This is a genomic window from Methyloceanibacter sp. (assembly GCF_041573655.1).
Taxonomy (GTDB): Bacteria; Pseudomonadota; Alphaproteobacteria; order Rhizobiales; family Methyloligellaceae; genus Methyloceanibacter.
Map to the genome: position 1 here is coordinate 1 of NZ_JBFFQD010000066.1, position 8,757 is coordinate 8,757.

General features: G+C 63.3%; 8 protein-coding genes. 6 read left to right on the forward strand and 2 right to left on the reverse strand.

Annotation, left to right across the window (positions count from 1 at the left end; translation table 11 throughout):
* Positions 1 to 610, forward strand: a 610-nt coding sequence (locus ABY454_RS11350) for a spermidine synthase (protein WP_372930762.1), incomplete at its 5' end; no start/stop codon positions are given.
* Positions 607 to 960 carry a TraR/DksA family transcriptional regulator gene (locus ABY454_RS11355; protein WP_372930764.1) on the forward strand — a complete coding sequence of 118 codons (354 nt, stop codon included), beginning with the start codon at positions 607 to 609 and terminating at the stop codon, positions 958 to 960. The genes ABY454_RS11350 and ABY454_RS11355, both read left to right, overlap by 4 nt.
* A gap of 17 nt (positions 961 to 977) precedes the next feature.
* On the opposite strand, the gene ABY454_RS11360 is transcribed toward ABY454_RS11355, so the two are convergent.
* Both ABY454_RS11360 and ABY454_RS11365 read right to left on the reverse strand, forming a co-directional pair.
* Positions 978 to 2,564: a sulfatase-like hydrolase/transferase gene (locus ABY454_RS11360; protein WP_372930766.1), complete on the reverse strand. Its 1,587-nt coding sequence runs from the start codon at positions 2,562 to 2,564 to the stop codon at positions 978 to 980.
* 145 nt (positions 2,565 to 2,709) lie between these two features.
* The gene (locus tag ABY454_RS11365; RefSeq protein WP_372930767.1) at positions 2,710 to 3,972 is read right to left on the reverse strand and encodes a glycerate kinase; all 1,263 of its coding nucleotides are present in this window, start codon (positions 3,970 to 3,972) and stop codon (positions 2,710 to 2,712) included.
* A gap of 167 nt (positions 3,973 to 4,139) precedes the next feature.
* On the opposite strand from ABY454_RS11365, the gene ABY454_RS11370 reads away from it, so the two are divergent.
* From ABY454_RS11370 to ABY454_RS11385, 4 genes are all read left to right on the forward strand, one after another.
* Positions 4,140 to 5,846, forward strand: a complete 1,707-nt coding sequence (locus tag ABY454_RS11370) for a formate--tetrahydrofolate ligase (protein WP_372930769.1) — start codon at positions 4,140 to 4,142, stop codon at positions 5,844 to 5,846.
* Positions 5,847 to 5,978: 132 nt separating this feature from the next.
* On the forward strand, positions 5,979 to 7,190 hold the full coding sequence (locus ABY454_RS11375) for an aminotransferase class V-fold PLP-dependent enzyme (protein WP_372930771.1): 1,212 nt from the start codon (positions 5,979 to 5,981) through the stop codon (positions 7,188 to 7,190).
* A gap of 139 nt (positions 7,191 to 7,329) precedes the next feature.
* Positions 7,330 to 8,271 (forward strand): D-2-hydroxyacid dehydrogenase, encoded by a 942-nt coding sequence (locus ABY454_RS11380; protein WP_372930773.1) that lies wholly within the window; start codon positions 7,330 to 7,332, stop codon positions 8,269 to 8,271.
* Positions 8,272 to 8,290: 19 nt separating this feature from the next.
* A partial coding sequence (locus tag ABY454_RS11385; protein WP_372930775.1) for an NAD(P)-dependent methylenetetrahydromethanopterin dehydrogenase occupies positions 8,291 to 8,757 on the forward strand: 467 nt, incomplete at its 3' end.

Below are 8,757 nucleotides of genomic sequence, written 5' to 3' on the forward strand. Positions count from 1 at the left end.
CTTGATGACGAGCCTGTTCACTGCGTCGGAGATCGCGCTGGCGCGGCTGGGGCTCGCGGCGCTCGATGGAGACGCGCCGTTCGACGTCGTGGTCGGCGGGCTTGGTCTCGGTTACACGGCCAATGCCGTTTTGGAGAGCGCGGATGCCGGTTCGCTGATTGTCGTCGATGCGCTCCAACCCGTGATCGAGTGGCACGAAAAAGGGCTGCTGCCGCTTGGGGCCGTGCTGACAGAGGACGCGCGCTGCCGGCTGGTTCATGGCGACTTTTTCGCCATGGCGGCCTCAGCGGAGGGCTTCGACCCGGACACACCGGGCCGCCAGTTCGATGCCATCTTGGTCGACATCGATCATTCGCCCGATGCCTTGCTCGATGAAGGCAGCGAGTCCTTCTATCGGCCCGAAGGTCTGCGCCGGCTTGCGCGCCATCTTCGCCCCGGTGGCGTGTTCGGCCTGTGGTCTGATGCGCTTCCCGACGATGTTTTTCTAGCGCGTCTGAAGAGCGTCTTCGCTGAAGCGTGGGCCGAGCCGGTGACGTTCCACAATCCGCTGCAGGATAAGCCGTTCACGCAGACGGTGTACCTGGCGCGCAACGAAGGCCCCGTGTCATGACGAAAGCTTCGCCAGACTTGGCTGCGCTGCGCGCCGCGCTTCTTGAGCGGCTGGAGGGCTTGCGCGCCGCGAGCGAAACCACGGCCGAAACCCGCGCCCCCGTGGAGCTCGACCAAACCTCGGTGGGACGCCTGTCGCGCATGGACGCGATGCAGGGCCAAGCGCTGGCCGTGGCGACGGAGCGGCGGCGCGCAGAAGAGGCGGCGCGCGTGGAGGCGGCGATCAAGCGCATCGACGAGGACGAATACGGCTACTGCATCTCTTGCGGCGAGGAGATTGCAGCCAAGCGTCTGGAGGTGGATCCCACCATCCCGACCTGTATCGGTTGTGCGTCAGGTACGGGCCGATAGCCGGTCCAAGAATGACATCAATCGTGCGGCGTGAGCTCTGAACCCTCCGGCGCATCGGGTGGCCGATGCGGGAACTTCGCAATCTGTCCCTTGTGTTGGCGCAGGATCAGTTGGACGGGCGTCACCGCAAAGAGCGCAGGGTAAAGCTGACCGTACTTCTCACCCGGATCCCGTCGGATGTTGTAGAAATCCATGCCCGGCAAACCGCCATGTGCGGCTTTGACATGGATCTTGAAGTCCTCGTAGCGGATCGCACCAAGATGGTCGCCGCTGTAGTAGAAAATGTAATTGCGCCGTGAATGGCCGTCGCCCAGCAGGAACAACCCTGTTTGATCGATCCCATCCGTTACGCGATCTGAGGGGATCTTGTCTGTTGCCCCGGCCAACCGCGCAGCCGTGGTGAACAAATCGGTCACATGCCAAAAATCGTCGGGGTCCTGTCCCGGGGCGATCATGCCCGGCCACCAAGCCATAGCTGGTACCCGCACCCCGCCCTCCAGGACATCGCCTTTGCTGCCGCGCAGCAGCGTGTAGCCAGATGTCGGCCAGAACGCATACATCGGACCGTTATCGCTGATCCACACGACGAGCGTGTTCTCTGCGATGCCTTCCTCTTTCAGCGTGTCCAACAGCATCTGCACGTGCTTGTTGTGCAGCACCATGAAAGAGGCCTGCCGGTTGTTCTTGTCCACGCCGGGCGCGTTCAAGAATTCCTGCGAGGCAGAAATCTGCAGCGCGTAGGACGCCCAATAGACAAAGAACGGCTTGTCGGACGTTGCCTTGTCCTTGATCCACGCCGTCATCTGTTCGATGGATGCGTTCTCGAAGGCTTCCTGTCGCTCTGGACTTAGCTCACCGGCGAGTCCCTCAATGGGTTTGCGGCCTTTGCCCTTTTCGCCGGTATAGCCTCCGATCGACAGGTCGATGCCGGTACGCGCCAAATACTCGTCGTATCCGGGGAAGTCGGCAAACGGGAACGTCCCGGTCTTGTCTTCGTAGCTCGCCTGCCACCAATCTGGCGCGCCATTGAAGAGACCGTAATAGGCATAGTCGAAGCCTTGGTTTTCGGGCGCGAACTGGGGCTCGTCACCGAGATGCCATTTGCCCCACATGGCCGTGTGGTAGTCCGCGTCGGAGAGGATTTCGGCGATTGTCGTTTCATCCGGTGACAGGCCGTCGGTCTGGCCTGGCCACAGCACGGAAAGAAGGCCGGTGCGCACCGGATGGCGGCCAGTCATTAGGGCGATACGGGTCGGCGTGCAGGACGGCTCCGCGTAGGCTGACCAGAAGCGCATGCCTTCGAAGGCGAGCTTGTCGAGCGTGGGCGTCGGCGCACCGCGGTGCCTGCCACCGCCCTGCCAGCCGAGCTCCCCCCAACCGATGTCGTCGGTCAGGATGTAGATGATGTTCGGGCGTTTGCCGAAGCGCTTCTGTAGGGCATCAAGCTTTGCGGCGATTTGCTCATCGTCTTTCGCCCACTGGGCTGCGTTGCGTTCCTGGTAGGCTAGGAAAGGCCCATCAGGTTGGAACGCGAAGCCGGTGCCCCCAAGGGGCCCCAGCAAAAGAACGATCATGCCCAGGGCGACGCTGAGACAAGTCTTCATCTGAAAGTCTTCCTCCCATGAGAAATCCGATGTGAAGCGATGCTTGTCCGTCAGTTCTCAGACCAGTCTACGCCACGCGGCCCATCGGGACCACCCAGGCGCTTGAGGGGCCAACCGAGTTCCCGGGTCACGCCGCGTAGGAAACTCAAGCCTTCTGCGTGATGAAGATGCAGCGGAGGTCGTTGACATTGGTCATGGTCGGGCCGGTCTCGAGCAGATCGCCGACGCCCTTGAAGAACGTGTAGGGGTCGTTGTTGGCGAGCATGACCTTGGGGCTGATGCCCGCAGCCTCCGCGCGCTTCAGCGTGTCCGGATAGATCAGCGCCCCGGCATTGTCCTCCGAGCCGTCCACGCCGTCGGTATCGCCGGCGAGCGCATAGATGTTGTCCATGCCGTCGAGCGCAATCGCCAGCGACAGCAGGAACTCGGTGTTGGGTCCGCCCTTGCCGTCGCCTTTGAGCGTGATGGTCGTCTCGCCGCCGGAGATGAGCACGCAAGGCGGTTCTTGCGGCTGGCCACGCATGGCGCATTGGCGCGCGATGCCCGCATGCACCAGCCCCACGTCGCGTGACTCCCCTTCGATGGAATCTCCCAAGATCACCGGGGTGACGCCCGCCGCACGCGCGACCGCGGCGGCGGCTTCCAATGAAGCCTGAGGCGTCGCGATCATCACGTTCTCGACGCGCTCGAAACACGGATCGCCGGGCTTCGGCGTTTCCTCGATCGTCTCCAGGACGCGGCTGACGGCGCCCGGCAGGTCGATGCGGTATTTCTCGACGATGCCGCGCGCGTCCGCGTTGGTGGAAGGGTCCGGCACGGTCGGCCCCGAGGCGATGATCGAGGCATCGTCGCCCGGCACGTCGGAGATCATCAGCGAAACGATCTGCGCCGGGTAGGCGGCGCGGGCGAGACGCCCGCCCTTGATGGCCGAGAGGTGCTTGCGCACCGTGTTCATCTCCGAGATGGTCGCGCCGCTGGCGAGCAGCGCCTTGTTCACCGCCTGCTTGTCCTCCAGCGAAATCCCCTCGGCAGGCATGGCGAGCAGCGCCGAGCCGCCGCCGGAGATGAGGCAAAGCACGAGATCGTCCTCGGTCAGGCCTTGCACCAACTCATGGATGCGCTTCGCGGCCTCGCGCCCCGCGGCGTCGGGCACGGGGTGGGCGGCCTCCACCACTTCCAGCCGCTCCGTGGGCAGGCGATAGCCGTAGCGCGTGACCACGAGCCCTTCGAGCGGGCCGTCCCAGGAATCTTCGAGCGCCTTGGCCATGGCGCCGGAGGCCTTGCCGGCCCCGATGATAATGGTGCGGCCCTTGGGCCGGCGCGGCAGGTGCGCCGGAACGCAGAGCTGCGGCAGGGCGGCCTCGACGCCGGCCTGGAACATGGCTTTGAGAAGCTCTTCTGGCGTCATGTTTCTTCAAAACCTCCCGCTGGACTGACCTGGCTCAACCCACTCTTGGGCCGTTGCGGCGAAACTGCACAGACGATTGCCACAAGGCAAGCGAATGAATACGGTGCGCCTTCGTTTCGCGAGAAATCGCGTGGGCCAAAGTAAAGATAAGCTGGGGGCAAACGATCATGCCAGAGGGCTCGAACGAACAACACAAGAAGCCGAAGTCCGATATCGAGATCAGCCAGGCCGCGGTCATGCGGCCGATCCTGGATGTCGCGAAGGACAAGCTCGGCGTCGAAGCGGAAGACTTGGTGCCCTACGGCCACTACAAGGCGAAGGTCTCCCTCGACTACATCGATAGCCTCAAGGACAAGCCAGACGGCAAGCTGATCCTGGTGACGGCGATCACGCCTACCCCTGCGGGCGAGGGCAAGACCACGACCACGGTCGGTCTGGGCGATGCCCTGAACATCATCGGCAAAAAGGCGATGATCTGCGTGCGCGAGCCGAGCCTCGGGCCTTGTTTCGGCATGAAGGGCGGCGCGGCCGGCGGCGGCTACGCGCAAGTGGTGCCCATGGAGGATATCAACCTCCACTTCACCGGCGACTTCCATGCGATCGGCGCGGCGAACAACCTGCTCGCGGCCATGATCGACAATCATATCTATTGGGGCAACAAGCTCGACATCGACCAGCGCCGCGTCACGTGGCGCCGCGGCATCGACATGAACGACCGGGCCTTGCGCTCCATCGTCACCTCGCTCGGCGGAGTCGCCAACGGTTTTCCGCGTGAGGCGGGCTTCGATATCACCGTGGCCTCCGAGGTCATGGCGATCTTTTGCCTGGCCAAGGACTTGGCGGACCTACAGCGTCGGCTCGGCCAAATCCAGATCGGCCAGACGCGCGATAGGAAGCCCGTCGTGGCCAAGGAAATCTCGGCGGCCGGCGCCATGGCGGCGCTCCTCAAGGACGCCATCGCGCCGAACCTGGTGCAGACGCTGGAAAACAACCCCGCTTTCATCCATGGCGGGCCGTTCGCCAATATCGCCCACGGCTGCAACTCGGTGATCGCTACCAAGGCCGCGCTCAAGCTGTCCGACTACGTGGTGACGGAAGCGGGCTTCGGCGCCGATCTCGGCGCGGAGAAGTTCTTCGACATCAAGTGCCGCAAGGCGGGGCTAAAGCCCGACTGCGTGGTGATCGTTGCCACCATCCGCGCGCTCAAGATGCATGGCGGTGTGGCCAAGGACGACCTCAAGAAAGAGAATCTCGAGGCGCTGGAGAAGGGCTTCGCCAATCTGGAGAAGCACATCGAGAATGTGCGCAAGTTCCATGTGCCGGTGGTGGTCGCGGTCAATCGCTTCTCCTCCGACACCGACGACGAGATCAAGCTGCTGAAGCGCCTCTGTGGCACGGCGAGCGCCGAATGCGTCATGGCCGATCACTGGGCGTTGGGCGGCAAGGGCGCGGTCGAGCTAGCGGAGACCGTGGTCAACACCATCGACACCAAGCCGGCGGACTTCCAGCCGCTCTATCCCGACGACATGTCACTGTTGGACAAGACGCGGACCATCGCCCAGGAGATCTACGGGGCGGAGGACATCACCGCGCCGAAGGCCGTGCGCGACAAGTTCGCCGAGCTGGAGAAGCAGGGCTTCGGCAAGTTCCCGATCTGCGTGGCCAAGACCCAGTACAGCTTCACCACGAACCCGGAGGCCAAGGGCGTTCCGCTCGGCCATACCATCCCGGTCCGGGAGGTCAGGCTCTCGGCCGGGGCCGAGTTCGTCGTGGTGATCTGCGGGGACATAATGACCATGCCGGGCCTGCCGCGGGTGCCTGCGGCGAACAATATCGAGCTTGCGGCGGATGGCCGCATAAGCGGGTTGTTCTAGGGGCGCAAGGCGGCTTCCCTGCAAGCAAAAGGGTTGCCAGGGCGGTCACTGGACGCTACCACCTTGCCGCAGGCGCGAGGCACGCGGGCCGTCCAGGCCCCGGTTCGCCCAGAATCCCTAGGAGAGGAAACCATGGCTGGAGCCAGGCGGCCGGGCCGTAACTTTCTATTTGTGCCGGGACCAACCAATGTTCCTGAGCGAATCCTTCGGGCGATGCACGTTCCGATGGAGGATCACAGGTCGTCCGACTTTCCGAAACTGACGCTGCCGCTCTACGAGGACCTGAAGAAAGTCTTCCAGACCAAGGACGGCAGGGCGGTGATCTTCCCCTCCAGCGGGACCGGTGCCTGGGAATCGGCGCTGACCAATACTTGCTCGCCCGGCGACAAGATGCTGGCGCCGCGCTTCGGCCAGTTCAGCCATTTGTGGATCGACCTCGCCCGCCGCCATGGGCTCGAGGTCATCGTCCAGGAGGAGACCTGGGGCACGGGCGCCGATCCTGAAAAGATCGAAGAGGCACTGCGCGCCGACAAAAACCATGAGATCAAGGGCGTCATGGTGGTCCACAACGAGACCGCCACCGGCGTCACCTCCGACATCGCCGCGGTACGCCGCGCCATCGATGCCGCCAAACACCCCGCGCTGCTCTATGTGGATGGCGTCAGCTCTATCGGCAGCGTCGATTTCCGCTTCGATGAGTGGGGCGTGGACCTCGCTATTACTGGCTCGCAGAAGGGCATGATGCTGCCCGCAGGCCTCGGCATTGTCTGCGCGAGCCCGAAGGCGCTTGAGCGGATGGACGGCGCGGCCTGCACCAAAGCCTATTTCGACTTCGCCGATCACTTCCGCACCAATCCGGACGGGTACTTCCCTTACACGCCGGCGCTGCCGCTGCTCTATGGCTTGCGCGAGTCGTTGGCCATCATGTTCGAGGAAGGCCTGGAGAACGTGTTCGCGCGGCACCGCTATCTGGCGAACGGCACGCGCGCGGCCGTCGAGGCCTGGGGACTGTCGCTCTGCGCCAAGGACCCCAAATGGTACTCCGATACGGTGAGCGCGATCATGGTGCCGGAAGGCGTCAACGGCGCCGACGTCATCGACCGGGCCTATCGCGGCTACAATTTGGCGCTCGGCGCTGGCTTGACGGAGATGGCGGGCAAGCTGTTCCGCATCGGCCATCTCGGCGATCTCAACGAACTCATGCTGCTCGGCGCCATTTCCGGCGCAGAGATGTCCATGCGCGATGTCGGCATCGATGTGGTGCCCGGTTCGGGCGTTGCCGCGGCCCAGGAATATTTCCGGGGCGCGCAAGGTATGGGCGAGACTCGTCTCGCGGCCGAGTAGACGGTTTTGATGCGAAGGCCGCGAACGCTGCCTTCGATAGACGTGCGTTGACTGTCGCGCCTGGCGCAAAAATTTGCACCGGGCCGGATTTCTTTTTTGGTGGGGCGTGCCCCCGCAGCCCGTCAAAGGGGGGAGTTCAGTGGAACACGCGATTGTCTTCCTCGACCGGGAGTCGGTCGGCGCCAATGTGCGCGAGGCCAGCTTTCCGCATAACTACACCGAGCACCAGTCGACCTGGACGCCCGAGGATATTGTCGAGCGCCTCAAGGACGCGTCCATCGCCATCATCAATAAAGTGCCGATGCGCGAGGACGTGCTGAAGCAGTTGCCGAAGCTGAAGCTGATTGCCGTCGCCGCAACCGGCACGGATGTGGTCGACAAGGCTTACTGCAAGGCGAACGGCATCACCGTCGTCAATATCCGCAACTACGCTTTCAATACCGTGCCGGAGCATGTCATCGCGCTGATGTTCGCGCTGCGCCGCAATCTAATGGCCTACATCGAGGATACGCGGAACGGTCGCTGGGCGGAGGTCGATCAGTTCTGTTTCTTCGACCATCCGATCCGCGACATCGCCGGCTCTACCATGGGCATTGTCGGCTACGGCGCCATCGGCAAGGCCGTTGCCAAGCGCGCCGAGTGCCTGGGCATGAAGATCCTTCCCTACGACGTGTTCCCGCAAGACGGGCTCGTCGACCTGGAGACGGTGCTGAAAGAAAGTGACGTCATCACGCTGCATTGTCCGCTCACGCCCGAGACCAAGAACATGATCGGCGAAAAAGAGCTGAAGATGATGAAGCCGACATCGATCCTCATCAACACGGCACGCGGTGGTCTCGTAGACGAGGCGGCGCTTGCCAAGGCGCTTCAGGACGGCACCATCGCCGGCGCCGGCTTCGACGTGCTCACCAAGGAGCCGCCGAAAGAAGGCAACGTCCTGCTTAATCTGAAAATGCCGAACTTCATCGTCACACCGCACGTGGCGTGGGCGAGCCGCGAGGCCATGCAGATCCTGGCCGATCAACTCATCGACAACATCGAGGCGTTCGTCGCGGGCAACCCGCAGAACGTCGTCGAATAGATTTTGAGGGCAAGTTGAAATGAAGAAACTGCTGTTCCTGTTTGACACCGATCAAACGCCGAGTGTGTTCGACACGGTCGTCGGTTATGACGGCGGCGCCGACCACGTCACGGGCTATGCCAATGTGACGCCCGACAATGTGGGCGCACTGGTCGACGGCACCATTTTCACGCGCGGCGGCAAGGATAAGCAGAACACTGCGATCTTCGTCGGCGGTGGCAACATGGCCAAAGGCGAAGAGCTGTACGAGAAGGTGAAGAAGAGCTTCTTCGGTCCCTTCCGCGTCTCGGTCATGCTCGACAGCAATGGCTCCAACACGACGGCTGCGGCTGGTGTGGCACTGCTCGCCAAGGGACGCTCGCTCAAGGGCAAGAAGGCGCTGGTGCTCGCGGGCACCGGGCCTGTCGGCATGCGCGCCGCCGGTTTCCTCGGCATGGAAGGCGCGGACGTGACAATCACCTCGCGCACCAAGGATCGTGCTGAGGC

Excerpts from the sequence above, each read along its gene's own strand:
- ABY454_RS11355 (WP_372930764.1), top strand. The coding sequence starts at position 607 with ATGACGAAAGCTTCGCCAGACTTGGCTGCGCTGCGCGCCGCGCTTCTT.
- ABY454_RS11360 (WP_372930766.1), bottom strand. The coding sequence starts at position 2,564 with ATGAAGACTTGTCTCAGCGTCGCCCTGGGCATGATCGTTCTTTTGCTG.
- ABY454_RS11365 (WP_372930767.1), bottom strand. The coding sequence starts at position 3,972 with ATGACGCCAGAAGAGCTTCTCAAAGCCATGTTCCAGGCCGGCGTCGAG.
- ABY454_RS11370 (WP_372930769.1), top strand. The coding sequence starts at position 4,140 with ATGCCAGAGGGCTCGAACGAACAACACAAGAAGCCGAAGTCCGATATC.
- ABY454_RS11375 (WP_372930771.1), top strand. The coding sequence starts at position 5,979 with ATGGCTGGAGCCAGGCGGCCGGGCCGTAACTTTCTATTTGTGCCGGGA.